This is a genomic window from Pectobacterium versatile, from assembly GCF_020166435.1.
GTDB lineage: Bacteria > Pseudomonadota > Gammaproteobacteria > Enterobacterales > Enterobacteriaceae > Pectobacterium > Pectobacterium versatile.
Genome location: NZ_JAINZP010000020.1, coordinates 54741 through 81377, shown reverse-complemented (window position 1 = coordinate 81377; position 26637 = coordinate 54741). Strand labels below are relative to the sequence as shown.

At 55.0% G+C, this 26637-nt stretch carries 18 protein-coding genes; 11 read left to right on the top strand and 7 right to left on the bottom strand.

Annotated elements, in window-relative coordinates; all coding sequences use genetic code 11:
- From K7X24_RS17840 to K7X24_RS17830, 3 genes are all read left to right on the top strand, one after another.
- On the top strand, positions 1–1733 hold a 1733-nt coding region (locus K7X24_RS17840), incomplete at its 5' end, for a T6SS phospholipase effector Tle1-like catalytic domain-containing protein (protein ID WP_224556384.1).
- Positions 1733–2440, top strand: a complete 708-nt coding sequence (locus K7X24_RS17835) for a DUF2931 family protein (RefSeq protein ID WP_224556382.1) — start codon at positions 1733–1735, stop codon at positions 2438–2440. The genes K7X24_RS17840 and K7X24_RS17835, both read left to right, overlap by 1 nt.
- Before the next feature lie 146 nt (positions 2441–2586).
- Positions 2587–3288 (top strand): DUF2931 family protein, encoded by a 702-nt coding sequence (locus K7X24_RS17830; protein ID WP_224556380.1) that lies wholly within the window; start codon positions 2587–2589, stop codon positions 3286–3288.
- A 91-nt stretch (positions 3289–3379) separates the two neighbouring features.
- On the opposite strand, the gene K7X24_RS17825 is transcribed toward K7X24_RS17830, so the two are convergent.
- Positions 3380–4576: an MFS transporter gene (locus K7X24_RS17825; protein WP_224556378.1), complete on the bottom strand. Its 1197-nt coding sequence runs from the start codon at positions 4574–4576 to the stop codon at positions 3380–3382.
- Between the two features lie 298 nt (positions 4577–4874).
- Here K7X24_RS17825 and yhjD point away from each other — a divergent pair, with 298 nt between their 5' ends.
- Both yhjD and K7X24_RS17815 read left to right on the top strand, forming a co-directional pair.
- On the top strand, positions 4875–5891 hold the full coding sequence (gene yhjD, locus K7X24_RS17820) for an inner membrane protein YhjD (RefSeq protein ID WP_103862347.1): 1017 nt from the start codon (positions 4875–4877) through the stop codon (positions 5889–5891).
- A gap of 147 nt (positions 5892–6038) precedes the next feature.
- Positions 6039–6971: a sugar kinase gene (locus K7X24_RS17815; RefSeq protein WP_039474767.1), complete on the top strand. Its 933-nt coding sequence runs from the start codon at positions 6039–6041 to the stop codon at positions 6969–6971.
- A gap of 81 nt (positions 6972–7052) precedes the next feature.
- On the opposite strand, the gene K7X24_RS17810 is transcribed toward K7X24_RS17815, so the two are convergent.
- The 6 genes from K7X24_RS17810 to bcsE form a co-directional block, all read right to left on the bottom strand.
- Positions 7053–8555, bottom strand: coding sequence for a M16 family metallopeptidase (locus K7X24_RS17810; RefSeq protein ID WP_224556375.1), 1503 nt, complete (start codon positions 8553–8555; stop codon positions 7053–7055).
- A 359-nt stretch (positions 8556–8914) separates the two neighbouring features.
- Positions 8915–10207, bottom strand: a complete 1293-nt coding sequence (locus tag K7X24_RS17805) for a dicarboxylate/amino acid:cation symporter (protein ID WP_039491980.1) — start codon at positions 10205–10207, stop codon at positions 8915–8917.
- A gap of 319 nt (positions 10208–10526) precedes the next feature.
- Positions 10527–11678, bottom strand: a complete 1152-nt coding sequence (locus K7X24_RS17800; protein ID WP_224556373.1) for a diguanylate cyclase domain-containing protein — start codon at positions 11676–11678, stop codon at positions 10527–10529.
- A 368-nt stretch (positions 11679–12046) separates the two neighbouring features.
- Entirely contained in the window at positions 12047–13705 is a 1659-nt protein-coding gene (bcsG, locus tag K7X24_RS17795; RefSeq protein ID WP_224556360.1) for a cellulose biosynthesis protein BcsG, read from the bottom strand.
- Position 13706: 1 nt separating this feature from the next.
- On the bottom strand, positions 13707–13925 hold the full coding sequence (gene bcsF / locus K7X24_RS17790; protein ID WP_039533513.1) for a cellulose biosynthesis protein BcsF: 219 nt from the start codon (positions 13923–13925) through the stop codon (positions 13707–13709).
- The gene (gene bcsE / locus K7X24_RS17785; protein WP_224556344.1) at positions 13922–15526 is read right to left on the bottom strand and encodes a cellulose biosynthesis protein BcsE; all 1605 of its coding nucleotides are present in this window, start codon (positions 15524–15526) and stop codon (positions 13922–13924) included. Before bcsE ends, bcsF begins: the two co-directional genes overlap by 4 nt.
- Positions 15527–15866: 340 nt before the next feature.
- Between bcsE and bcsR the strand changes: the two genes are divergently transcribed.
- The 6 genes from bcsR to bcsC all read left to right on the top strand — a co-directional run bounded on the left by bcsR (position 15867) and on the right by bcsC (position 26494).
- Positions 15867–16073 carry a cellulose biosynthesis protein BcsR gene (gene bcsR / locus K7X24_RS17780; protein WP_224556341.1) on the top strand — a complete coding sequence of 69 codons (207 nt, stop codon included), beginning with the start codon at positions 15867–15869 and terminating at the stop codon, positions 16071–16073.
- A gap of 2 nt (positions 16074–16075) precedes the next feature.
- Entirely contained in the window at positions 16076–16813 is a 738-nt protein-coding gene (gene bcsQ, locus K7X24_RS17775) for a cellulose biosynthesis protein BcsQ (RefSeq protein WP_224556339.1), read from the top strand.
- Positions 16810–19509, top strand: a complete 2700-nt coding sequence (gene bcsA / locus K7X24_RS17770) for a UDP-forming cellulose synthase catalytic subunit (RefSeq protein WP_224556335.1) — start codon at positions 16810–16812, stop codon at positions 19507–19509. The genes bcsQ and bcsA overlap by 4 nt, the downstream gene beginning before the upstream one ends.
- A gap of 74 nt (positions 19510–19583) precedes the next feature.
- Positions 19584–21911, top strand: coding sequence for a cellulose biosynthesis cyclic di-GMP-binding regulatory protein BcsB (bcsB, locus tag K7X24_RS17765; protein WP_224556327.1), 2328 nt, complete (start codon positions 19584–19586; stop codon positions 21909–21911).
- Between the two features lie 6 nt (positions 21912–21917).
- The gene (bcsZ, locus tag K7X24_RS17760) at positions 21918–23033 is read left to right on the top strand and encodes a cellulose synthase complex periplasmic endoglucanase BcsZ (protein ID WP_224556314.1); all 1116 of its coding nucleotides are present in this window, start codon (positions 21918–21920) and stop codon (positions 23031–23033) included.
- On the top strand, positions 23015–26494 hold the full coding sequence (gene bcsC / locus K7X24_RS17755; RefSeq protein WP_224556311.1) for a cellulose synthase complex outer membrane protein BcsC: 3480 nt from the start codon (positions 23015–23017) through the stop codon (positions 26492–26494). Before bcsZ ends, bcsC begins: the two co-directional genes overlap by 19 nt.
- Positions 26495–26637: the final 143 nt, after the last annotated feature.

Here is a 26637-nt window from a genome sequence, read left to right as displayed (position 1 = left end):
CCGTGCCTCGCTATGTGGCAGAAAAAATCGGACATGATGAAACGCCACGGGAACATATTAAGGTTACCACGGGTGACCTGTGCCTGACTGCGCCAGAACAACCGTTGCCAGAAGCGTATCAGGAAGGAAAAGCCGGAAACGTTCGCTTATTTACTAAACACTCCTACGTCATCGAAGTAAAAGGCTACCAGATCAACGTATTGCGTATTGGTGTGTTCTTCGATGGTACGGGGAATAACACTTATAACGCCGAATCCGGCCTTAAAAAAGTGGAGCAATGGCTGGCAGAAACCTGTTCCGATCCGGTGCAGCGAGAGAAAGAGCTGCGCGGCTGCCAGATGGGACGGCTTCCGGTGAGTGACAGTGCGGCGAACGATAAAACCAATGTCTGGAAACTCTACGATCAATATATCTTTGGGGCTAAAACATTGAGCGCCCATAGCTATATCAGCGGTATTGGTACGCGCGATCCGGTCGCAGGAAACGAGGGGCAGGAATACCGATCGGACAATATGCTGACAAAAGGGTTGGATCTGGATTTTGGTGGTGAAAACACCTCTATTGTGGGCAAGGTGAATCAGGCCTGTGAACAGGCCATCATACAAGCGATAGATGATGATCTTAAGGACGCTCTTTCTAACATCGACTGTATCCATCGTATTGTCTTCGATGTGTTTGGCTTCAGCCGCGGGGCGGCAGCGGCACGTCATTTTGTTAATGTGATCGACCAGAAGGCCGATCATCCGCTGGTGCAGGCGGTGGCCAAAACCAGCACCATCCGCCTGAAGGCCGGATTTGACTGGGCGAATCGGGACGATGTGCGTATCACCTTTGTCGGCATTTTTGATACGGTGGCCTCATCGTATCACCCCAGCCTCAACATCCGTTTGCAGGATGACTGCGCCGAACGGGTGGTGCACTTAACCGCATTGGATGAGGTACGCAAGCACTTCCCGTTAACGCGCATCACCCCGACCGCGATTGGCACCAGCATCCCTCCGCACTTTACCGAACTGGCACTGCCGGGTGCACACTCCGATCTTGGCGGCGGGTATTACAGCCGCTGGAGCCTGCGTAACCCGAACAGCGACCCGGCACTAACGGAATGCCTTGAGCTGGAGCGCTTTATGAGCGAGGAAGCGACGACTACGCGGGATACCGAAAGCCGCGCCTATCGTCAGGCAAAGGTCTATGCCGAAGAGAAAATTGCGCAAGGCTGGGTCGGACGCTTCCACCCGCATTTACCGCGTGCTGCTATTCCTCCTGTAGGAGCGATTAGCCTGATTCCTTATTCGTTTATCCGACGGCATGGTAAGGATGACTCGTGGCCGAAAAAGGCGGTGTATGTAGAGGTGGTAATGAGCCGCGTGGTAGAAGGGGAATACTCGCGAATTCCGTTACATATGATGGTGGAGGCCGGGCGGGCTGCTGGGGTGCCGTTTAAGGTGTGGGATTCCAATGATCCTTTAATGACCGTGGAATCTCTGGCTGCTAAATTACCGGCGGTTAATCTTAAAGCACTGAATCAACTCTGGGCGTTGGCAGCCACCGAGTTGGCTGTAGTGAAAAATCTGAGTCAGCAGCTCTCCCCCGAAGTTTATCGGGCGCTACGTCGCGACTATGTGCACCGCAGCGCCAGCAATCAGGGCATATCCAGTCCGGCGGGAACCCACAAACAGGAAACCACCGTAAGCAAGGAACGGCGGCATATCATCGGCAATTTGGAGGCATGATGTTGAGATCTTTTATGATGGCGGTAGGGCTATGCATTTCGCTAGTGACCTGCTCAAGCCCATATCCCGCTAACTCGGCTTTTTCATGGAGATATGGCACTGGCAGCAATATTGACAGTTTTTGTACGACGAAAGCCACTTTCTATCATAACGGGAAAACCGTATCCAGTTATCCCGGTGGAGGATGTAACGCTGGTGCACCATACAAAGATATCATTGATAGAAAATATTACTGGGCTGGAGGTGGCGGGTTACCTACCGAGGGTGTTCCCGTCCCTGACAGAGCGTCGATAGAAATGGTGTCCTTCTACGATCGTAAGCGGTACCGAATCACGGTTGATTTACCTGCAAATTTAGCACAACAAATGCAGCAGCGTTATCAGATTGGCGAACGCCTTGATCAACGAAATCGGCTCTATTTTGGCCTTGCCCCCAGCGGTTATTATGAGGTGGTCTTGATGGGCCGCGGGCTTGGAGTCAGTCCAGACCTCTTGCTTGCCCGCGGCATTGCCGAAGAAGTCACCGATGATTGGAGAGACAAGGCCATGCCCTTGGAAAAACAATATGAAAAGCGTTGGGCTGAGTTCGACAAGGAGTACGGCGAACTGTTTAAACAGCACCCTATCCCATTAGGAATGGGCTGGGCACCAATCATGGATGCCTATCGTGCCAACCAGCCTAAAACGGACCAGCAGCCGATTAACTAACACGATGTCACTACGCAACAGACTGGACGAGGGTCTGTTGCGTTGCCTTCTGGCAATCAGGGGATCGCCAGCCCAGTGAATACCCACAAACAAGAAACCACCGTAAGCAAGGAACGGCGGCATATCATCGGCAATTTGGAGGCATGATGTTGAGATCTTTCACTATGGCGGTGGGGCTATGTGTTTCGTTGATAGCCTGCTCAAGCCTGAACCCAATGACTCACGTTAGCTGGAATTATGGTACGGGGAGCAATATCGATATCACTAGTAATACCCGAACAGAGTTTTATCGTGATGGGAAACTCGTTTACGCCGATCGTGAGGCTGGCGGTGGCAGTGGCGGGCTTTTGAGTGATCGGATCGTCGGCAAACGTTACTACTGGGCAGGAGGGGGAGGATTACCTACAGACGGAATCGTTGTTCCTGACAAAGCAGTAATAGAGATGGTGTCTTTATATGACCGCAAACGCTATCGCATCAAGGTTGATTTACCTGCCGATTTGGCGCAGCAAATGCAGCAGCGTTATCAGATTGGCGAGCGTATTGATCAGCGTAGCTGGCTCTATTTTGGCTTGGCGCCCGGTGGCTATTATGAAGTGCTCTTGTTCGGGGATTTACTTGGCGTTAGTCCAGACCTCTTGCTTGCCCGTGGCATTGCCGAAGAGGTTACCGATGATTGGTATGATAAAAAGGTACCCGTAGCCAGACAATACGGCATTGATGAGTTCGACAAGGAGTACGGCGAACTGTTTAAACAGCACCCTATTCCGTTAGGCATGGACTGGGCACCAATCATGGATGCCTATCGTGCCAACCAGCCTAAAACGGACCAGCAGCCGATTAAATAACACGATGTCACTACGCAACAGACTGGACGAGGGTCTGTTGCGTTCTGGCAATGTGGAGGCATGATGTTCAGGTATTTTATTATGGCCGGCCCTAGTCTTCTACCGTGCGCTGGGTCAGTCGCCACGTCAGCGCTAAGCCGCCTAGCCCCAACAGCGCCGCCGCCAAATAAATAGAGGCGATGCCGGTATAGGCCATCAGCACGCCCGCCACCGGCCCGACGATGCCCAGCGACAAGTCGAGAAATATCGTATAGGTTGCCAGCGCGCTACCCTGATTCTGCGGCGATACCGCCTTAACGGCGACAACGCCTAATGCTGGGAACACCAAAGAGAAACCCGCCCCCGCGAGGAACGCACCGACTTCCGCCATCAGCGGCTGCGTCGCTCCCCAGACCAGCAGCAACCCCACGATCTCAACCACAAAGCACGCCATCGCCACGCGCAAGCCGCCAAATCGCTGAATACTGTTAGAGAACATCAGCCGTGCACCGACAAAGGAAACGCTGAAAATGGTCAGCGTCAGCGCTGCACCTTCCCAATTCCGATCGGCATAAAACAGCGTGATGAAGGTGGCTATCACACCAAAACCCGCGGAGGCGATCGCCAGAATAATGCCGTAAACCCAGACTTTCCCCAGCACTTCGCGGAAGGGAATCTTTTTCCCCGGTGAGATCTGCACTGGGGGGCGCGGTAGCGCGAGAACAATCGCCACAGCCGCAATCAGGATAATGCACACGGAGAGCAGCTTTAGCCCACCGAGATGATTAAGCCAGACGCCGAGCGGTGCACCAATTGCCATCGCGCCGTAAGTCGCAATGCCGTTCCATGAAATCACATGCCCAATATGTCGGGAACCGACCACGCCGACGCCCCAGAGCGTTGCACCAGTACCAGCAAAGCTCTGTCCGGCGCCGAGCACAATACGCCCGAGACACAGTAGCAGCAGCGTAATCACAGGCGAGGCGTCACTAAAGGCGGCCAGCAGATAAAACACCCCGCTCAACATGACGCCAGCCAGCCCCCAGACGACGATTTTTTTCGGCCCTTTCTCATCAGCACTGCGACCCGCATGCGGGCGGCTCACTAGCGTGGAGAAGTATTGCAGGCTGATCACCAGCCCGGCCCAGAATGCGCTATAGCCAAGATGATCGTGCACATATCCCGGCAGCACCGCCAACGGCAGGCCAATATTCAGATAGCTGGCGAAGTTGAACGCCACAATCGAAACGATGCGCAGATTAAGGCGCAGACCGCTCAGCGCCGGTTTGGATGGGGAAGGTGTTGGCATGGAAAGTTCACTCGCTTAACGTCCGTGTATGACGTACGTTCAGAAAAACATCGAAAAATCATATTGCTATATACTCTAAATAATTCGAGTTTCAGGACAAAGCGTTAGCGTTTTGAACAACGCAAATCTGCCAAAGGCAGGTTTGAACGCTGCTTGCAGCGGCCCCAACGGGGCGAGGCCCACGAAAGTGGGCCGAGTAGTATTGCCAACACACATGCAACTTGAAGGATGACGAGTATATTGTTGGTTATAATCAACCTTATGCTAATAAACTAATCCCGAACACAGGAGAAACGCAATGCCTGTACCGGCAGACCCGGATCGCCAGTCAACATCGTCAACCCCAGAAGGGGATAAATCACCACAGAAACCCCTCTCGTTTCTGGGCAAGAGCAAACGTCTGGTCGCCCGTATTCAGGCGATCCCCAGCGTGGCGCACCTGATTCGCGCGGGCGAACGCTTCAACGATCGGATGGGCAACCAGTTTGGCGCGGCCATTACCTATTTTTCCTTTCTGTCACTGATCCCGATTCTCATGGTGTCTTTTGCTGCCGTGGGTTTCGTGCTGGCCTCCAACCCCGATCTGCTGACAGGGCTGATTAACCGCATCGTCAACAGCATCAGCGATCCTAATCTGGCCAATACGCTGAAAAGTACCGTCAACACCGCCGTGCAGCAGCGCACCACCGTCGGGCTGACCGGGTTGCTGATCGCACTCTATTCCGGCATCAGTTGGATGGGAAACCTGCGTGAGGCGATTCGCGCCCAGTCGCGTGACGTGTGGGAACGGAACCCGAAAGATGAAGAGAAGATTTACTTTCAGTACACGCGGGATTTCCTGTCGCTGACCGGTCTGGTCATTGCGCTTATCATCACGCTTTTCCTGACCTCCGTTGCCGGCACCGCGCAGAACATGATTGTGACCGCGCTGGGGTTAGATGGTATCGAGTGGCTGCGTCCCGCGTTAACGCTGATTGCCCTGTCAATCTCCATCTTCGCCAACTATCTGTTATTCCTGTGGATATTTTTCGTTTTACCGCGCCATAAACCCAAACGCAAAGCGCTCTTTCGCGGCACGTTGATCGCCGCCGTGGGCTTTGAAATCATCAAATTCGCGATGACCGTTGCGCTGCCTAAACTGGCCAGCTCGCCTTCCGGTGCCGCATTCGGTTCGGTCATTGGCCTGATGGCATTCTTCTATTTCTTCGCTCGTTTGACGCTCTTCTGCGCCGCCTGGATCGCAACGGCGAATTACAAAGGCGACACCTCGTCAGATCAGAATGAGCAGGAGAAAGAACCGTCCTCCGATCGCTAAAAGCAGCGTGAAAGCACTGGTTTTCCGATCTGCGTCATGAAAAAATAAAACATCGTTTCAAGGCTATTGACTCAGTCTCGCGTAATGTTGAGACTGACGTTAATTTCCGCATTTTTTATCCCCAGCTTTTCAAACAGGCCAAAAGTGATGACAACTACTAACATTGCCGTAATCGGCGAATGCATGATCGAACTGTCGCAGAAGGGCACGGATCTTAACCGTGGATTTGGCGGCGATACGCTGAACACTGCCGTTTACATTGCCCGTCAGGTAAACGCCGATAAGCTGGGCGTGCATTACGTGACCGCGCTCGGCACTGATAGCTTCAGTACTGAGATGGTGGCTGCCTGGCAGAAAGAAGGGGTGAAAACCGACCTGATTCAGCGACTGGACAACAAGCTGCCCGGTTTATACTTCATTGAAACCGACGATAGCGGCGAGCGTACGTTCTACTATTGGCGTAATGATGCCGCTGCCCGCTACTGGCTGGACAGCCCGGAAGCAGAAAAAATCGGTCAATCGCTGGCACAATTTGATTATCTCTACCTGAGCGGCATCAGCCTAGCGATTCTGAACGCCGAAAGCCGCCAGCGTCTCCTCGCCCTGCTGCGCGCCTGCCGCGCCAACGGCGGTAAAGTGATTTTTGATAACAACTATCGCCCACGTCTGTGGCAGAGCAAGGAAGAAACGCAGCAAGCCTACACCGACATCCTGTCCTGTACCGATATCGCTTTCCTGACACTGGATGATGAAGACATGCTGTGGGGCACGAAGCCGCTGGAAGCGGTGCTGGATCGGACGCACGGCTTGGGCGTTAACGAAGTGGTCATCAAACGCGGTGCCGATTCCTGCATCGTATCTGAACGCGGGCAAGAGCTGGTTGATGTTCCCGCGATCAAATTGCCAAAAGAGAAAGTGGTCGATACCACCGCTGCGGGCGACTCTTTCAGCGCAGGCTATCTGGCAGTACGTCTGAATGGCGGCAGCACACAGGAAGCCGCACAGCGCGGTCACCTGACAGCCAGCACAGTCATTCAATACCGTGGTGCAATTATCCCGCTAGAGGCAATGCCTGCGTAAACCGTACGTAGCGTGATAATAAGTAAAGGCCGCAATCGCGGCCTTTACTATTTGCTGATTAAAGACTTACTTATTAATAAGTTACTGTGCGGCGGGAACCGTTTCCTGCGGTTTTTTTTCTTCAGGTGCCGCAGCAGCGGCGCTGGCGACAGGCTCGGCAGTTGGCGTCATAATCTGGTCGTAGGTTTCCTGCAACGCCTTCATATTCGCCTCCGGTTCACCGGGCTGTTGGATCAGCATTAGCGTCGTATCCTGTGCCAGTTGCAGGTGCAGTTCCTGATTCAGCATATCAAGCGTCAACGCAGACAGATAAGTCTGACGCAGTTTCTGATACTGCTCGGGAGCGATATCCACGACGCCATTCTGCTGGGAGCGCAGCCGCTGATCCATCAGGATGTCCGTGCTGGTCCGCGCATAGGTCGCAAACAGCTTGTTCAGCTCGTCTGTCTTGCGCGCAATCAGCGCATCAAACTCTTGCTGTGTGAGCCCTTTTTCACGCAGCGTCGCCAGTTCACGCGCCATAAACGTCACGCCCGGCTCAACGCCCTCACTATTCGGTACATCCATATGAATCGCGCACTGAGAACGGGTATAAAACACATTGCAGTCGAAGCGGAGATTGTTGCTCTTCAGTGAGCTCTTCTCCAGCGCCTGCTGTAGGTGCCAGAACATTGCCTCCCGCGTCATATCACCCAGCCAGTAGCGAACCAACGCCTGCGATTCACGAATCGGGTGCCACGCGGCATCCCACATCAGCGACAGCGTATCCTGCTGGACGTTGTTATTCATCAGGCTGATCGCCTGCGGCGGTAGCGGGCTTAATGTCGGCAACGGTGCTGGTGCTTCACGTTTCCCTTCCAGCGGGGAGAAGACTTTTCCGATCTGCTCGATCACGCTGCGGTTATCCACATGACCGACGATGTAGAGCGTCATCGCATCTGGCGTATACCAGGTTTTATAAAACTGCTGGAGCTGCTCGCCATTCAACGGCGGTTTGACGTCCTGAGCAGGATCGTGTGCCAGCAGGGGTGAGCCTTTCAGGCGGTAGCGCCAGCTCGGATCCTGTGGGTTAACCGGAAAGGTTGCCACCTGATCGGGCACCTTCAACGCAGCCTGTAGGCTTTTTTCGTCGAACGCCATCTGCCCTGCGCTTTCCGAAAGCCACGTCAGCGCTTCTTTCAGCAATTCGGGGCGATTATTCGGCAAACTCAGGTTATACGACGTGAAGTCATACGAGACAATGACCGGAGGCAGGACGCGTGAGCTGTTAGCATCCCGCGTCCACATGGAAGGTCGCTGGGCGGCGGACAGCTTATCGCCGGGCGCTAAGGCCAGACGGGGAAGAAAATGGGCAAAGCCTACCTGCTGCGCGTTTTCCAGCAGCGACCCGGCATTAACAACCAGACGCAGCTCAACCCGATCGCCGGGGCGTTGTGGCGTTGTTAATAACTGCCAGGTAAAACCATTATCGAGTTTACCCTGCTGCCAGGCAGGATCGGGCTGTAGTGCTTCAGCCTGCACACCGCTGCTGACCACGGCCAGCAACAAACCACCAACGAAAAGCGCCTTTTTGGTGCCCTGCATGTGAACCCCTACTAATAGCTATCCAACATAATAATGTGGTTATTGTTGATCATTATGGTGGCCTTGCGTCTGCCACCGCACACTCTCGTGGATATATCACGGAAAAAATTAAGACGCGAAGTGTACCATTCCCTTAGACCGCGCGCTTTTGTCTATGTCACTCCAGAAGACGAAATAATCTGCAAAAAAGGTAGAAATAGTCATATTTAACAATATTTTTACGTTTCATGGCGGGCAAGAAAAGGAAGGGAAACAGTTTGGTTCGACGTATCGGCAGGCAAAAAAATTCCCCACGGGGCGCTAGCGCCGTGGGGAATTAGTATAGAACACTATGCTGGTACTATAACGACATGCTGGAATTATGACTGCGCAGTTGGTGTAGCTGCGTTATCGTTCTTGTTGGTGCCAGACAGCTCAGCATCCAGTTTCTTCTCATCCAGCTCGCGGCAGTATTTCGCTACCACGATGGTCGCCACACCGTTACCAATCAGGTTAGTCAGCGCACGGGCTTCTGACATGAAGCGGTCAATACCCAGGATCAACGCCAGACCAGCAACGGGCAGGTGGCCCACAGCAGACAGCGTTGCCGCCAGCACGATGAATCCACTTCCCGTCACGCCCGCAGCACCTTTAGAGGACAGCAGCAGTACCACCAACAGGGTAATCTGATGCCAGATATCCATGTGGCTGTTGGTCGCCTGAGCGATAAATACCGCGGCCATTGTCAGATAGATGGAGGTGCCATCCAGGTTGAATGAGTAGCCGGTAGGAATCACCAGGCCCACGACAGATTTTTTACAACCGACCTTCTCCATCTTCTCCAGCATACGTGGCAGCACGGATTCAGAAGAGGATGTACCCAGTACGATCAGCAGTTCTTCACGGATGTAGCGAATGAATTTGAAGATACTGAAGCCCGTCGCTCTGGCAATACTGCCCAACACCAGGAACACGAACAGCACACAGGTGATGTAGAAGCAAGCGATCAGCTGTCCCAGCTGTATCAGCGTACCGACACCGTATTTACCGATGGTGAAGGCCATTGCACCAAACGCACCCAGCGGAGCCAGTTTCATGATCATGTTAATGACGCCGAAAATGACTTTGGAGAAGCTGTCGATCACGTCGAAAATCACTTTGCCTTTTGGCCCTAAGCGGTGCAGCGCAAAGCCGAACATCACAGCAAACAGCAGAACCTGCAAGATATTACCGCTGGCAAACGCACCGACCACACTCGCTGGAATCACGTCCATCAGGAACGGAATCAGACCCTGTTGCGAAGCCTGTTGGGTATAAACCGCCACCGCAGACGCATCAAGCGTACTTGGATCGATGTTCATGCCCACGCCAGGTTGCACCACGTTGACCACTACCAGGCCGATAATCAACGCAATCGTACTCACGACTTCAAAATACAGCAGGGCGACCGCACCAGTACGACCGACCGACTTCATACTTTCCATGCCTGCGATACCGGTTACTACCGTACAGAAGATAACCGGCGCAATAATCATTTTAATTAATTTAACAAACCCATCGCCCAGCGGCTTCATTTGCTCACCAAGCTGGGGGTAGAAATGCCCCAACAGTATCCCTATTGTAATGGCGGCAAGAACTTGAAAATAAAGACTTTTAAAAATTGATGTTTTCATACATACGTCCTATGGTGGGGAAAACACAGGAGGGGAATAGGGTACGAAAATGCCGCCTGTGATTGCGCCGAAAAGTAACATTGCAATAACAAGCTGAGAATGTTTTATAAGTTTAGTTTGTGAACGATAGGTTAAAAACAAGAGCTGAATCACGTCAGCAGGAATTATAAAGAAACATCAGTGCAATTTACTTGTAACAGATGCACATTTTTTCGGCAGGGAGATTGCTTTAAAAAGCCCTCAAACCCCCGCCATACGGGGAATGCGCCTTTCAGGAAACCTATATATAAAAAGTAACATTTGCGTTACCTATGAATACTCAGGAAGGCACCGTGAAAGGATGAATACCAAATTTTTTATCACGCCGCGCCAGCTGCATAGCAAAACGTGCCTGTGATAAAAGCAGCGCCGCCTCCTCTGGTCGAGGATCGGTAATAGTGAGGATACCCACGCTGACAGCCCGCGCAGGCTGGGAGCCCGCAGGCAAAAAGGGTGAATTAATCGCCAGCATCACATTCTGTGCCCAATCTTGTGCCTGTCCGGCAGATTGCAGTTGCTTCCCGATGATAGCGAACTCATCACAGTCGAGGCGCGCCAGATAGATAGGCCCAGCCTCGCTTTGTTCTTCAATTACTGCGCTGAGCTGCTTCGCTAGCGTGTCTACCTTGCCCTGCTTGCTGGCGGACGAATCAAGCCCGAAAACCAGCAGACTGAACGGTGTCGCATCGGCCAGACGCTGTTCAAAGCGTCGCATAAAGTGTGCGTTGTCCGGCCCCCCCGCCCCTTCCGTTCCAGCAGAAAGCGACTGCGCCAGCAGCTGTTGATTACGGTTATAGCTGCGCACCAGCGCGCCAAGCTCATCATCCTGATGCCAAGGCGGCAGCGTAAGCTGACGGTGGAGCATGTCGTCCGGCGGTAGATTCTGTAACTCGACAATAATCCCACGCAGCGGGTGTATCAGCAGTCGGTTGATGCACCAGGTAATGGCGATCGACATAATCAGCGCCAGCAGCAGATACGTCGCCAGCATGGTTGAAAAGGTGCTGACGATAAATTGATACATCCGGTAGGAATCCGCCTGCAAAACCAGATGCGCTAACGGAGCCGAATACTGCGTCTGTGGCGGTGAATAAAGCGGAATAGAGATACGGATCGGCAGCTTAAAGACCCGCGCGATCCAGTCTGGCACCGGACGCTCTTTCGGGAAATTCGCATGCAGCGTCTGGAAATCATCTGGCAGCAGCACATCTGCACGGCTCAGAAAAGCAACCGGTAATAGGCTATCCAGAATATTACCCGCACGCTGCACTTCGCCTTGTAACACCGCATCCGTCAACGGTTGACGCACGGAATAGGCGATGCTCTCCAGCTGTTTGGCATAATCTTCACGGCGCTGATGAACGAAGTGAAAGAGCTGTATGACGATAAACAGGCTGATCGTCACCAGTGCCACGGCTGACACGGCTGTCATCTGTTTAATCGTTAATGAACGTCTGAGCCGCAAGCGCTTTCTCCGTCAACCTGTTATGCAGACCTGAATACCTGGCCCACCAAACCACAAACAGGTGAGCAATATACAGCGCGAAAAATGCGCACGCGTTACACACAGCAACACGATTTACACGCGGCAAGTAGTATAAGGCAGCTTATCGCCGCCTTAACGCTGTTTTCTGCTGATGTTCGGGGGATTTCATCTTAATCCTAGGCTACCTTCGGCAACAGCGGTAACGCGGCCTCAGGATAGGGAATATCCCCTGCATAAGCTAGCGCGGTCATTCGGGGAGCAGACTGGGGAATCGGGCAGGATTCTCACCTGCCCGATAACATGATGGGATGACGTTATTGCGGGTAAGGTACCCAGTCTCCGCCGTTCAGGCGAATGTACGGTTTTCCCTGATATTGCATCACGATAGCGTTCTCATTTTCCGAGATCGCTTCCGTTTGCGGCAGTGCGCTCGTCAGCGTTTGCCAGTCGACAGAAGGCGCGGTGAACACTTTGCCGTCCACCATCCGAGCCACCAGTTCTGAAATCGCCAGATAGCTGCTCGGAGACGTAATCTCCAGCGCGTCGCCCTGATGCGGTGCCTGTAGGCCAAACAGTTTCACGCCGACAGGAATATGCGTGATGCTCGGGCTAGGAATATCGCGCAGGCCGGACATTTGCATTTTATCCCCAGCCAGCGCCGCACCGTGCTCAGGCACCACAATTACCATGACTTTGCGGCCGGATTTTTGCAACTCATCAAAAAAAGCGTCCAGTTGGTCAAACAGAGTCTTCGCCCGTGGCGCATAGTCTGCCGACTGGTTCGTGCCCACAAAACGGTTACCATCATGGAGCGGAATCAGGTTAAAGAAGGTCGCGTTACGCGTCGTCGTCGCTTTATCCCGTTCGCCCAACCAGCGATTTAACAGCTCCAGATCGTTATAAATCGGCTGACCGTCGAACGACGTAATCTGGTGGCTAATGCCCTCCTGCGACATCATCGGGATCTGAATATCGCCCTCTTCACGCACCTCACGCAGGTAATTCCCAAAGACGCCGGAATGGTCGAGCATCAGTTGTTCTTCAAAGCCCAGCTTCACCAAATTACTGAACAGGTAACACTGCTGGTTCACCGGCTGGTACAAATCGGTGTGGGATTGTTGACCACAGCTTGCCCGCAGCAGGCGAATGGACGCCGGCCCGCTATAAGCAGTGCCAGAGTTAAACTCACGGAACAGGATATCGAACTTCTTCCACAGCGGATGGTTTTCCAACTGCACCACTTCCAGATCCGACCACGACAGCGAACAGATATTGATAATCAGCAGGTCAAAAGGCTGGGCATCCTGCGGCAGCGTAGCCGGGAACGTCGTGGTTCGCGCTCTTTCTCGCGTATAAAACTGGTTCAGATAAGCCGTGAGATTGGCATTCGTTGGCGGTAAGGTGGCCTCGGGCAGCGCTGCGTCTCCGCCAGCCGGGGAAGCCGCCGTCGAAGAGGCTGCCGTCGATACCGCAGGCATCAGCGACACTGCCGGGCCCGCCAGATTGACGATGTTTAACCACGCCAGCGCCGCCACGGTAAACACCGTAATACGAATCCACTGCGCGAAGAACAGATAGGCCACGATAATGACCGCCGCCGCCCCGACCATTTGCCAGTTAATAAAGCGATTGAACAGCTCCAGCAAATAGGCTGCGCTAAAGCCCGCAACCTGCGACCCCTGACTGAGAATACTGTTGATGCCCGGCAGCCAGGTATCGTGGTAAAACAGCCCGATACCGAGCGGAATGGCAATAATATGACGCCAGCGGTGCAGCGTAACGTTGGGAATCGGGAACAGCAAAAACGCCAGAAAGACCAGATTAAGCAGCGGATGAAAATTCAGGTAGCCAAACCATAACAGGGCAAATTTCAGCAGAAAATACACATTCCAGGCACCGAGCCCACACCAGTAGCGCCAGACATTCTGCTGTTGTTGCGTATGCGGTTGCTGCTTACGTGATTTGTCGTCCATTTTATTTTTTAGTCTCTGCTGAAGTCGGCTGGGTTGAGACCGTCTTTGTTGAAGAAGCACTACGCATCCAGACACTCGCAGGCTTCAGGTAGCGCGGCGACAATAGCCTGTTTTTCCAGTATTGAAGCCAGTGGGGAATCACACGGTGCGCCAGATAGCCAAGCGTAAAGAAGATGACCGCGCTCAATAACACCAGTTGAACGATATCAATCAGGTTCATGATGGTTCTCCCGGTGCGCGGGCCCGTAAATTGGAACCCAATAGATCAGGCTCCAGTAAATTAATAGCAACAGGTTCACGCCGCGGCGTCTGGCTATGCGGCGCCGATTCGGCCTGCTGCAAGTGAACATAATCGTTAATCTGCCGCTCCTGCACCAGCGTATCGTCCTGCACCAGCGATTTAACTTCTGCCAGAATCTGTAGGTCTTGTGACCAAACAATCCGATTACTGAACGCTTCATCCACCGGCAGACGGAAAATAGATTTCAGCGCGATATCCAGCTCATTCAGACGGCAGTTGGACAGGAATAAAAACAGGCGACCCTGCGCGATCGTGACGACATCACCAAAGCGTCGCAGCGTGCACAGCGTCAACGCCTGCGCCGCCCGCACGCCCGGCACGGGGCGCAATGCGACTAGCACACCCTTGCTGCCTTCTGGCATCAGCGTGCTATCAATCAACATCTTCACAGACTGCCGAAATGTCTCAGGAGGCTGGTAGCCCTTAATCTGTAGCGGTCGCATGGTGGTCAGCAAGACCTCGACATCGACAGGAACATGCTTGGTAAAGCGCTGCCCCTGCACGCTTTCAATCCGCGTCAGGAAACGGGATAGCGGCTCTGAATGCGAGACAATACTATTCGCGCCACATGCCAATAACAGGCGCTCGTCGCTGGCGCGCAGACAAGGCTTCATTTCTCGCACCACAATCTTCAGTAATTCACCGCGCTGCCGCCGCAGGCTATGAACCTGTTTGACGAGCGTATCGACCTGGCTGGTTTGATTGAGCGCAAAAACGAGGGTAGCCGAGTTCGTCAGCATGCCGGTTTGTACCAAAATGGCGTTGTCGTCCAGTAGCTGCCAGTTTTCTGACAGCGCAGGAGCACCCTCCATCACGCTCTTTTCCATCAGGAACAGCCCATCATCATCCAGAGACGGCGTGAGGGTTAGCTCCTCTTCCTTCAGCATGTGCCACCCGTCACTGTCGGATTGCAGCATCTGCACCTTATTCGCTCGCACGCCTCTTTCCGTTGCCCACCATGACACCAGATACTGCGCGCGATCCTGTTGCCATTGCAGGCTAGCTAAGCCATAGAGCCCGCGATGTTGAGAAATCAGCATATTCCTCAAGCGCGTTACGCCGCTGCTGTGGCTGATAACGACCAGCGTACACTGGCGTTGATGCAGCCATGCCGCCGTATCATCCACCCAACGCTGGAGCCTTTCCGGCGAGATATCCCGCCACAGGCTGGCCGGAGCATAAAGCACCAATAGACGGTTTTTGGGGCGCAATGCACGCATTAAATCATCGGTTAAATTCAGCAACGCGGCTTTATTTTCCGGCAGTGCATAGCAAGATAATTGTTTTTTTTCGGTAGTATTATTTTCTGTCGTAAACAATGCTGTCAGAAGAGGATCAGATCTTTCCCCACAGCCGATTAGCGCCACTCTCGCGTCGTTATTTTGGCTGTGTATGACTTGTTGGCAAAATAATGCGGCATCAACCTGTCGGTCAATATTCACCCAATAAAAGCCGGCCTGCTGGAGCGTAGCCAGCTCATCCCATAGGTGATGAATACCTAATGAAAAGTTCTGCTTCATAGACTGATTTCTTTTCCGTTAATGGCAGTGTTCCACCTTAATAACACAGTCAAAATAAACTCTAGCAGTCCCCCGAGGGATCACAACTGTGCGCTATAAATTATTCCTATCCCTTGATAAACCACCGGTTACTATTTTTTCCTATGCACATTGCAATCATCAATTCATTGCTATAGTTAACGGGCACACCTGACCCCTTATTAAAGACAGCAGAGGCGTAACCCTTCATCTGCCAGACTGTCTGTTCTGGGGGCAGTAAAAGACGCACCACATCTGCTATTCGGATGTTTTCCCTTTATCGATCTCAATGATAATGGATAGCCTATTTCAGAGGCATGGGATGAATAACGAACCGACTCGTGATACTAGCGCGCACGCCGATTTAACCGAAAATGCAAGAACCGACGACGATCTACGGGTTCTCAGTCAGGCTTTTTCTTTACCTGAAATAAACTATATCGATATCGCCCGTCAGGCGCGTCTCAGCCAAATGATGGCTCGCTGGCCGTTGCTCGATGAATTAAAAGAACCGGCCAGGAGCGACTGACGATGCCCGTGATTGCATTGCAGGGAATCCGTGGAGGCGTAGGCACTACCTCGATCGCCGCCGCACTGGGATGGGCCTTCCAACGGCTGGGTGAATCCGCGCTGGTGATTGATTTTTCGCCGGATAATTTGCTGCGTATTAATTTTAATATGCCGTTTGAACAGTGCCGCGGCTGGGCACGGGCAGAAGCCGATAGCGCACCGTGGCAAACCGGTGCCATGCAGTATCTCCCCGGACTGGATTTTCTGCCGTTTGGTCGCCTGAACACGCAGGAAGTCGCGACGCTTCAACAGCATTACCACCAGCACCCCGCACTCTGGCAAAACAATCTGGCGCAGCTCAACGCGGCAGGCCGGCACCGTTGGATACTGATCGATGTACCAGCGGACAACAGCCCGCTCACGCGGCAGGCATTGGCCACCGCGAATACCGTTTTTCAGGTGGTGGTGGCCGATGCCAACTGCCATTTACGGTTACATCAGCAGGCGTTGCCGCGTCAGTGCCATTTTCTGGTTAATCAATTTTCTACTCTCAGCACGCTCCAGCAGGATTTACACCAGCTCTGGCTGCACACGCTGTCACACCTGCTGCCGCTGGTGGTACACCGTGACGAAGCCTTGGCAGAATCGCTGATGCTGAAACAGCCGCTGGGCGAATGCCGCCCAGACAGCGTGGCAGCAGAAGAGATCATGACGCTGGCAAACTGGTGCCTGATTCACGTGAAGGAAAGTGGCGTATGAACGGGATTCTGCGCCTCTTTCTCGTTCCGCCCGCCAGACAGGCGATACAGCAGCGCTACCGCGGCTATCGTCAGCAGGGAGCCTCCGCCTTTGCGGCATTTCTCGCCACGCTATTTGCGATACTCGGCTGGATCTTCTTGCGTCTGGAGTCTGAGGGCTGGCAACAAATTCGCGCGCAGCGAACCTACTGGTTCCCACACATTTCGCCTCAACGCCCGCGTCCGGCCGATATTCTTCGCTATCTGACGCAGGGCATTTGGCTGCTGACCATCAAAAACGGCCAGTTGCCGATATCACGCCGCAATATCTTCTCCGCGCTACCGCGCTGGCGGCAACGCTACATGAACGCGCAGCAAGCGCTGTTTACCCGCTTTAGCCACGCGAATACTGACGATCGCGAAGAGAGTGAGTTCCGTCTTGCCAAGACGAGCCACGTACAAAGGCTGGTGACAGTGATACTGAGCCTGCTGTGTGCAGCGCTCGCGCTGCTGTGCATCACACAGCCGTTTGATTTGCTGTCTCAGTTTATTTTTATGGCGCTGCTGTGGGGTATCGCCATGCTCGTTCGCAACATGCCGGGACGCATGCCGACGCTCATGATGATCGCCCTTTCTTTCACCGTCTCCTGCCGTTATCTGTGGTGGCGCTACACCGAAACGCTCAACTGGGACGATCCGCTGAGCCTGATCTGCGGCCTGCTGCTGCTGGCGGCGGAAACCTATGCCTGGGTCGTGTTGGTTCTGGGTTATTTCCAGACAATCTGGCCGTTGAACCGACACCCAGTTTCGCTGCCGGAAGACAGTAAAACGTGGCCGACCGTCGATCTCATGATCCCGACCTACAATGAGCCGCTGAGCGTCGTGAAACCGACGGTGTATGCCGCGCTGGGCATCGACTGGCCTAAAGATAAGATCAATATTTATATTTTGGATGACGGCGGGCGCGCCGAATTTAAAGCCTTCGCTGAAGAAGTCGGCGTCCATTACATCGCCCGCGTCACGCACGAACATGCCAAAGCTGGGAACATCAACAACGCCCTGAAACAGGCGGAAGGCGAGTTTGTCGCCATTTTTGACTGCGACCACGTGCCTACCCGCTCCTTCCTGCAATTGACCATGGGCTGGTTCTTCAAAGACAAAAAGCTGGCGATGCTACAAACGCCGCACCATTTCTTCTCGCCCGACCCGTTCGAACGCAATCTGGGACGCTTCCGCCGCACGCCCAATGAAGGCACGCTGTTCTACGGTCTGGTTCAGGACGGCAACGACATGTGGGATGCCACGTTCTTCTGCGGTTCCTGCGCCATCCTGCGGCGTAAACCGCTGGATGAAATTGGCGGCATCGCGGTCGAAACGGTAACGGAGGATGCTCACACGTCGCTGCGCCTGCATCGCCGTGGCTACAGCTCGGCATATATCCGCATTCCACAGGCCGCCGGATTGGCGACCGAGAGCCTGTCGGCCCACATCGGGCAGCGTATTCGCTGGGCGCGCGGCATGGTGCAAATCTTCCGGTTGGATAACCCCCTATTCGGCAAAGGGCTGAAGCTCGGGCAGCGGCTGTGTTATGCCAATGCCATGATGCACTTTCTGTCTGGTATTCCCCGACTGATCTTCCTGACGGCGCCGCTGGCCTTTCTGCTGCTGCACGCCTACATCATTTTCGCCCCAGCGCTGGCCATCGCGCTCTACGTGTTGCCGCATATGGTGCATGCCAGCCTGACCAACTCACGTATTCAGGGTCGCTACCGTCACTCTTTCTGGAGTGAGATTTATGAAACTGTGCTGGCGTGGTACATCGCCCGCCCCACCACCGTAGCCTTGTTTAACCCGCATAAAGGGAAGTTCAACGTGACGGCGAAAGGTGGGCTGGTTGAAGAACAGCATGTCGACTGGGTGATTACGCGGCCTTATCTGGTGCTGGTGCTGCTGAATATCGCCGGGGTGGTGTATGCCGGCTGGCGACTGATTTACGGGCCGCCGGAAGAGATCATGACGGTGCTCATCAGCCTGCTCTGGGTCATGTACAACATGACCATTTTAGGCGGAGCCGTCGCGGTTGCTGTAGAAGCCAAGCAGGTGCGTCAGGCACATCGGGTAGAGATGTCGATGTCAGCCGCTATTCTCCGTGCCGATGGGCATCTTTTCCCCTGCGTGCTGCGCGACTATTCCGATGGCGGCGTGGGTGTTGAAGCCCGCGAATCAGGCATTCTTCAGGTCGGGGACAACGTCTCGCTGTTGCTAAAACGCGGTCAGCAGGAGTACGCCTTCCCGTTCAGCGTCACCCGCGCGTTCGACAACAAGATTGGCCTGCGAATGACCAACCTGACCATTCGCCAGCATATTGATTTCATTCAATGTACGTTTGCCCGCGCCGACACCTGGGCGCTCTGGCAAGACAGCTTCCCGCAGGATAAACCGGTCGAAAGTCTGGTTGATGTGCTGGCTCTCGGCTTTCGCGGCTACTTGCGTCTGGCCGATTACGCGCCGCCCGTCATACGCAACATTATCCTGGTCTTCCTCAACACCGTGGTGTGGGTTGTGTCATTCATCCCGCGCTATGTGGGGAAACGCCCCGTAACAGACCTGCCGGGCGCTGCGCTGCCGGAAAAAACCGTACATCAGGGCCAGACGCCGTCTGCCCATGAAACGCGATTTGCACAAGAGAACCTGTTTACAGCAAAGACAGTGGCTTGATTGCCATTCACAGGCCGTGATCAACGGTCTTTCTCCCGACAACGAGAAAGACCCTTAACATTGATGATGACACGATGACGAAAAAAATAATCTGGTTCACCGCATTGGCTTTAGGCGTCAGCTCATTATCTCAGGCTGTCACCACGCCGCACGCACAAACACCGGCCGAAGGGGGTACGACCCAGCCGCCCGCCAATGCTGCCACCGCAACACCAGCGACGACGATGCCTGCGATTCCGCTGGTGCAGCCGCCGGCCAACGCCGCTGTGCGTAACGTGGTGATGCCGTTTGCACAGATCGCGCCGGCTCCGGGCACCTTTGCGCTACGCGGTATCAATCCCGACGGGCAGATTGAGTTTGGCGTTCGCAGCGACGAAGTGGTCACGCAGGCTTCGCTCGACCTCGAATTTACCCCGTCACCGGCGCTGATCCCCACCGAGTCACATATCAAGGTTTACCTGAACAATGAGCTCATGGGCGTCACCACGATTAGCAAAGAGCAGATGGGGAAATCCAACCGCGTGCGTATTCCTATCGATCCGCGCTACATCACGGATTTTAACCGCATGCAGTTGGTGTTCGTCGGCCATTATCAGAACATCTGCGAAAACCCAGCCAGCACCAGCCTGTGGCTGGATGTCAGCAAAGCCAGCGCGCTCAATCTGCAATTCCAGAAGCTGACGCTGAAAGACGATCTGTCGCCGTTCCCTGCGCCGTTTTTTGACAGCCGCGATACCCGCCCGCTAACGCTGCCCATCGTCTTTGCCGGCCAGCCGGATCTGGTGCAGCAGCGTGCCGCCGCGGTGCTCGCCTCCTGGTTTGGCAGCAAAGCACAATGGCGCGGGCAGTCTTTCCCTGCCCTCTTCAACCAGTTGCCGAATAGTCACGGTATTGTGTTCGCCACCAACGAGAAGCGGCCGGATTTCCTGCGCGATTCCCCCGCCGTGAACGGGCCAACGGTGTCTATCATCAGCCACCCCAACGATCCTCATGTGAAGCTACTGCTGGTACAGGGGCGTGATGATAATGAACTGCTTACCGCCGTGCGGGGCATCGCACAGGGGAACGCGCTATTCCGTGGGCAAAGCGTCACTATCGATAAGGTCGAACAGCTCGCCCCACGCCAGCCGTATGATGCACCAAACTGGGTGCGCACCGATCGCCCCATGACCTTCGCCGAACTGCAGCAATATAACGAACAGCTGCAAACCGACGGCATTGTTCCCCGGCCAATTTCACTGACCATGAACCTGCCGCCTGACCTGTTCCTGATCCGCAGTCAGGGCATCGATATGCGTCTGAAATATCGCTACACCGCGCCGCAGATTCAGGACGGATCGCGCCTGAGCATCAACCTGAACAACCAGTTCGTACAGGACTTCTCGCTGGCGCCGGAGCAAGACAAGAACTCCCTGTTGATGCGCCTGCCACTCACGCAGGGGCTATGGGATTCCGACAAGAGCCTGTCCATTCCGGCGCTGAAACTGGGCACCACCAACCAGTTGCGCTTTGATTTCAACTACACCACGCTGCTTTCCAGCGGCACCGCCGACCGCTGTGAAACCTATACGCCGGTCGTCAATCACGCCGTCATCGACAGCAATTCGACGATTAACTTCTCTGGCTATCGCCACTTTATGGCAATGCCTGATCTGCGCGCCTTTGCCAATGCTGGCTACCCGTTCAGCCGACTGGCTGACCTGTCACAAACGCTGGTGCTGGTGAACAAGCAGCCACAACCGGCTCAGGTCAGCGCGCTGCTGAATGCCATCGGCAACATTGGGGCACAAACCGGCTACCCGGCGCTGGCGGTGCAGCTCAGCGATGACTGGACGCAGATAGACAAGCAGGACAGCGATATTTTGATGATCGGCGCTATCCCGCCTGAACTTCACGACAGCAGCAAAATCAACCTGCTGGTCGAGCAAACGCAAAGCTGGATCAAAGAGCCAACACGCCAGAGCGTCATCCCAGATATGGGCTCACCTGAATCTGACGCGAAGCCAGACAGCAAAACTACCGTCAGCAGTGACGGCGCGATGTCGGCGATTATCGGCTTCCAGTCCCCGTATCACGATCAGCGTAGTGTCGTCGCACTACTGGCCGATAGCCCGCAGGGCTATGCGCTGCTCAACAACGCGCTGATCGACAGCGAAAAAAGAGCCTCGCTGTTCGGCTCCGTTTCCGTCATCCGTGAATCGGGCATCAATAATCTGCGCGTCGGCGACGTTTACTACGTCGGTCACCTGCCGTGGTGGGAACGTATCTGGCACGCCTTGGCGCAGCATCCTGTCTGGCTGGCGATCATATCGACCCTTACCGTCGTTATTGTTGCCTGGCTGCTGTGGCGTGGCCTGAAATTCTTCAGCCGCCGCCGCCTGTCGCCGGATGAAAGGGACTAACGCACCATGCCGCGCGTGCTGCGCTACCTGATCCCCACGCTGCTGTGGCTATGGGCTTCCCTGGCCACCGCCGCCGTCTGCGACTGGCCAGCCTGGGAGCAGTACAAGCAGCATTACATCAGCGCGGAAGGGCGGGTGATTGATACCTCAACACCCAACAAAATCACCACGTCCGAAGGGCAAAGCTATGCCATGTTCTTTGCACTGGTCGCCAACGATCGCGTGATGTTTGATCGTCTTCTGAAATGGACGGAAGACAACCTGTCCGCAGGCGATTTGAGCGCTCATCTGCCCGCCTGGCTGTGGGGAGAGAACACGGATAAGCAGTGGACGGTGCTGGATCCGAACTCAGCTTCCGATGCCGATCTGTGGATTGCCTATAACCTGCTTGAAGCCGGTCGGCTGTGGAAAGAAGTACGCTATCAGACGCTGGGCACCACGCTGCTCGCGCGTATCGCCAAGGAAGAGGTGGTGACGATTCCGGGGCTGGGCGTGATGCTATTACCCGGAAAAGTGGGTTTCGCAGAGAAAGAGAGCTGGCGCTTGAACCCCAGCTATCTTCCGCCACAGTTGCTGGCTCGATTTGCTCCGCTGGGTGAGAAATGGAAAGCGATGCAGCGCACCACGCAGCGCCTGCTGTTAGAAACCGCGCCGAAAGGGTTCTCGCCTGATTGGGTCATCTGGCAAAAAGGCAAAGGCTGGCAGCCCGATACCACCAAACCCAATGTCGGCAGCTATGACGCCATCCGCGTCTATCTGTGGGCGGGGATGATGGCCGACAGCAGCAGAGGGAAAACCGACTTACTCAAACAGTTTCAGCCGATGATTCAGCAGACGATCCAGCAAGGACTACCGCCTGAAAAAGCGGATACCGCGACGGGCACCGTCACCGGACAGGGATCGGTAGGCTTTTCTGCCTCACTGCTTCCGATGCTATCCCGTCAACCGGATGCGCTGGCCGTCCAGCGCCAGCGGCTCGCCGCCAATCCACCGGGTGACGATGCGTATTTCTCCGCCTCTCTGACGCTCTTTGGTCAGGGATGGGATCAGAAGCGCTATCGCTTCACTTCACAAGGTCAACTTTTACCGTCTCGAGGCAGCCAATGCACAACAACACCGTAAACTGGCTGCGCCTCCTCCCGTTATTGCTGGTTGCTGCGCCGCAGGCATACAGCGCGGAAACCGCGTCACCAGAGCAATTTCTGATGGAACAGGTGCGTCTGGGAGAAGCCAGCAACAAAGACGATCTCGTCCGCCAGTCGCTCTATCGACTGGAACTTATCGACCCGGATAACCCCGAGGTTATTGCTGCCAGATTACGGCTAGTGCTGCGTCAAGGCGATCAGGCACAGGCACGCCAGCAGTTAGAAAAACTGAAGGCCGTGGCACCCGACTCCACGCTTTACCGTCAGGCAGAGATGGCGCTGGCGCTGACGCAGGAAGCCGCACGTCAACAATTACAGCAGGCGCGCTTGCTGTCTACCGCAGGGCGTTACGCGGAAGCCAAAGCGCAGTACGACACGCTCTTTCACGGCGAGCCGCCCACGCTCGATCTCGCCGTGGAGTATTGGCGTCTGGTTTCTCGTTTGCCGAATCAGGAACCCGTTGCGATTAAGCAACTGGAAGCACTGGATCAGGTTTACCCTGACAACGTTCCGCTGCGCATGGCGCTGTCACGCCTGCTCTTCAGTCAGGATCGCAACGAGCAGGCCTACCCTTTACTGCAACAGCTGTCTAACGATCCCGTCGGACGCAGTCAGGCCGCATCGCTATGGCTGGAAATCATTGGCCGGATGCTGGTCACGCCGCAAAGTGTGGCTGAACTCAACCGCTTTCTGACCGTATTTGATGAAGGCGAACAGGCAGAGACTGCACGTAAAGAGCTCAGCCGCCAGCAGGGAATCTTAGCCGATCCCGTTTATCAGGGGCGGCTGCGCGCGCTGGCACAGATTGAAGACGGCGGCGGCAATAGCGCCACGCTTATCGAGTTGAATAAGGCGCTGGCCGCCACACCCAACGACCCTGAGCTGATCGGCGCTGTGGGTCTGGTTTACCTGCGCGCAGGCGATCGGGCAAAAGCACTGGTACAGTTCCAGAAAGCATTGCAGGCGGATACTGATCGCCTCAACAGCGGTAAATGGGAAGGGCTCATCCAAAGCACGCAATATTGGACCACGATTGCGGAAGGCGACAACGCGCTAAAAGCCAACAACCTCCCGCTGGCGCGGCAGAAATATCAGCAGGCACGCCAGATGGATAACACCAACGCCTATGCGCTAATTGGTCTGGGTGATGTCGCCGTTGCCAGTAAGAATGATGCCGCCGCACAGCCGCTCTATCAGCAGGCCTTGCACCTTGAACCCGGCAACGACAACGCCTTGCGCGGCCTGGTCGGGATTTATCAGCGGCAGTCGCCGGAGAAAGCACTCACTTACCTCAACAGCCTGTCGCGCAGCCAGCAGAACACGATGCGGGAGACACTTACTGCGCTACAACTCAATATCCTGAAACAGCAGGCGGATCGGCTTTCAGAACAGCAACAGTGGGCGCAGGCGGAGGAAAAGTATCGTCAGGCGAACCAGCAGGATCCGAACGATGTGTGGCTGGCCTATCGCTATGCACAGACGCTGCGCCAGTTAGGAAAAACGCAGCAGGCGGACAGCGTGGTACAGCGTGCGACGTCCATACCCCCAACCAGCGCGGAAAAGAATTACGTTTACTCACTTTACCTGTCATCGACCAATCGCGATGAGCAAGCACTCGCTCACCTGAACACGCTTCCCGCAGCGCAGTGGAGCGACGATATGCGCGACTTATCTCAGCGTTTGACGATGCAAACCACGCTGGCTAAAGCGGAAGCGATACGCGATGCGGATGACGAATCCGCCGCTATCGCTTTCCTCCGCCAGCAACCGGCTGACACTCGCATCGATCTCCTGCTGGCAGACTGGGCGCTGGCTCGGGGTGAATACGCTACGGCGCTGGCAGATTATCAGCGCATCCGCACGCGAGAGCCGCAGAATCCCGATGCGCAACTGGGTGAAATCGATGCGTTTATCGCGCAGGGCCAGCAAGATGACGCACGCCAGCGCCTGAACCAGCTTCCAATGCAGGCGGCTGATACGCTCAATGCGCAGCGCCGTGTCGCCAACGCCTGGCAAACCGTCGGGGATCCGCAAAAATCGACGGCGCTTTTCCGCCAGCTAAAAATCGACGCGCAGAAAGAGCCTGTCGGTCAGACCAAGGCTCTGGTCTATCGCGATGCGGCACGCGTTGAACAACAGCAATCTCAGCCTGAACAGGCACAGCAGGACTATAAACAGGCGATGGTCGCCAGCGGCATCACGCCCGCTCTGCCGCAAAGCGACGATGACTACACCCGGCTGACACGCAATCAGGCAGGGGACGACTGGCTGCAACGCAGCATCCGTGCCGATGCCGCGGACCTGTACCGCAAGCAGGATATTACCGTCACCCTTGATCACGATTACGGGAGTTCGAGCGGTACCGGCGGCGTTTCCGACCTGAGCGCCCACGACACCATGTTGCAGATAGAGATGCCGCTGTACAACGGCCGCGCCTTCTTCCGCACTGATACCGTACAGATGAACGCGGGTTCCTTCTCTCCAGACAGCAACGGTGCCTATCGGGAAACCTTCGGCACCTGCGCCACACAGGACTGCTTCGACGGCAAATCGCAGAAAGCCACCGGCACCAGCGTCGCCGCAGGTTGGAAGAACGATCGCTGGTCAGCAGACATCGGCACCACGCCGCTCGGCTTTGATGTCGTCGACGTCGTCGGCGGCGCAAGCTACAGCGGTGACTGGCGGCAAATCGGCTGGACCGCGACGGCATCGCGCCGCCCGATCTCCAGTTCACTACTCGCCTTCGGCGGCACCAAAGACCCAGGCACTGGCATTACCTGGGGCGGCGTGCGTGCGACGGGCGTCAGCCTCGGGCTGAGCTACGATCGGGGTGAAGCGCACGGCGTCTGGAGTGATTTCAGCGTCCACCAGATTACGGGTAAAAACGTGGCCGATAATGACCGCGCCCGCGCGATGGCAGGTTATTACTACAAGCTGATTAACGAGGATAACCGACGCGTCACGGTCGGCCTGAACAGCATGTGGTGGCGTTACCAGAAGGATCTTAGCGGTTACTCGCTCGGTCAGGGCGGCTACTACAGCCCACAGCAATACTTCTCGCTAGGCGTGCCGGTGAACTATCGGCAGCGGACGGAAAACTGGTCGTGGGAACTCGGCGGATCGCTGTCGTGGTCACGTTCCTCCACCAAAGATCAGCGGCGCTATCCACTGGTCGGCCTGCTTGGCAACGCTGCGATCACCGACAGAGACGCCATCGAAGAAGGCAGCAGCAGTTCCGGTTTCGGCTATACGGCGCGTGCCATCGTCGAACGCCGCCTCAGCTCACACTGGACGCTGGGTGTCGGTATCGACATTCAGCAAGCGAAGGACTACACCCCCAGCCACGGCCTCATCTACCTGCGCTACTCCGCCTCTGGCTGGCAAGGCGATCTCGACAGCCCACCGCAGCCGCTTACACCGTACGCGGACTTTAAGTAACCTTCCCCCTCATTGGGTTTCCAGAACAGCGGAAACCCAATGATAAATATCAAAATTACTCTATCTTGCGATATAGGTATCTGCCCATATATATAAAAATGATAATGACTATCATTTTTATTCTCATAAATTAAGTTTCTCAA

Coding starts and splice junctions, on each gene's coding strand:
- K7X24_RS17810 (WP_224556375.1), bottom strand. CDS start 8,555: ATGCAGGGCACCAAAAAGGCGCTTTTCGTTGGTGGTTTGTTGCTGGCC.
- bcsB (WP_224556327.1), top strand. CDS start 19,584: ATGACGAAAAAAATAATCTGGTTCACCGCATTGGCTTTAGGCGTCAGC.
- K7X24_RS17825 (WP_224556378.1), bottom strand. CDS start 4,576: ATGCCAACACCTTCCCCATCCAAACCGGCGCTGAGCGGTCTGCGCCTT.
- bcsA (WP_224556335.1), top strand. CDS start 16,810: ATGAACGGGATTCTGCGCCTCTTTCTCGTTCCGCCCGCCAGACAGGCG.
- K7X24_RS17800 (WP_224556373.1), bottom strand. CDS start 11,678: ATGACAGCCGTGTCAGCCGTGGCACTGGTGACGATCAGCCTGTTTATC.
- bcsG (WP_224556360.1), bottom strand. CDS start 13,705: ATGGACGACAAATCACGTAAGCAGCAACCGCATACGCAACAACAGCAG.
- K7X24_RS17830 (WP_224556380.1), top strand. CDS start 2,587: ATGTTGAGATCTTTCACTATGGCGGTGGGGCTATGTGTTTCGTTGATA.
- K7X24_RS17835 (WP_224556382.1), top strand. CDS start 1,733: ATGTTGAGATCTTTTATGATGGCGGTAGGGCTATGCATTTCGCTAGTG.
- yhjD (WP_103862347.1), top strand. CDS start 4,875: ATGCCTGTACCGGCAGACCCGGATCGCCAGTCAACATCGTCAACCCCA.
- bcsF (WP_039533513.1), bottom strand. CDS start 13,925: ATGAACCTGATTGATATCGTTCAACTGGTGTTATTGAGCGCGGTCATC.
- bcsZ (WP_224556314.1), top strand. CDS start 21,918: ATGCCGCGCGTGCTGCGCTACCTGATCCCCACGCTGCTGTGGCTATGG.
- bcsC (WP_224556311.1), top strand. CDS start 23,015: ATGCACAACAACACCGTAAACTGGCTGCGCCTCCTCCCGTTATTGCTG.
- K7X24_RS17815 (WP_039474767.1), top strand. CDS start 6,039: ATGACAACTACTAACATTGCCGTAATCGGCGAATGCATGATCGAACTG.
- bcsQ (WP_224556339.1), top strand. CDS start 16,076: ATGCCCGTGATTGCATTGCAGGGAATCCGTGGAGGCGTAGGCACTACC.
- bcsE (WP_224556344.1), bottom strand. CDS start 15,526: ATGAAGCAGAACTTTTCATTAGGTATTCATCACCTATGGGATGAGCTG.
- bcsR (WP_224556341.1), top strand. CDS start 15,867: ATGAATAACGAACCGACTCGTGATACTAGCGCGCACGCCGATTTAACC.
- K7X24_RS17805 (WP_039491980.1), bottom strand. CDS start 10,207: ATGAAAACATCAATTTTTAAAAGTCTTTATTTTCAAGTTCTTGCCGCC.